Source organism: Vibrio sp. 1F279, from assembly GCF_041439815.1.
In the GTDB taxonomy this organism is placed as follows: domain Bacteria; phylum Pseudomonadota; class Gammaproteobacteria; order Enterobacterales; family Vibrionaceae; genus Vibrio; species Vibrio tasmaniensis_A.
Genome location: NZ_JBGOOU010000066.1, coordinates 1 through 445 on the forward strand (window position 1 = coordinate 1; position 445 = coordinate 445).

Below are 445 nucleotides of genomic sequence, written 5' to 3' on the forward strand. Positions count from 1 at the left end.
ATCTTATTCTTCGTGCCGGTTAATTAGAATGCGGGGTTCATGACGCGCTTACGAAAAACCAACCATGATAATACACGTTGAATTAAGGGGTCTTTCTGCTTCTTAATTTCATGTATTAAATCATTTATATAGTTCTCAACAGATTGATTTACCTCTACCGAGCATTGTAATACATCTACTGTTAATTCTTGTAATTCAAATACTGCTAGCTCTTTGGATGAGAGCTTAATTGTGCCATTTTCATCTACTGTCATCCCTGAGTTACAAGCATCCTTAATGGAGTGTTTCAAAAAATCTAGTGAAACACTTAACTCCTGCATTGAACGAGGTACAACAGACAGTGTCGCCATATGTACGCGCAGATCTTGAATTTTTGATAGCTCAGCTATACGAGTGCTTAAGTCAGGCATAGCCGTTAGACTCGCCATTTGAGCTGATAAGTCAG

General features: G+C 38.4%; 1 protein-coding gene. It reads right to left on the minus strand.

The features are described 5' to 3' along the window. Positions 1 to 23: 23 nt before the first annotated feature. The coding region (locus tag ACED60_RS24540; protein WP_371728650.1) for a hypothetical protein at positions 24 to 445 on the minus strand (422 nt) is incomplete at its 5' end.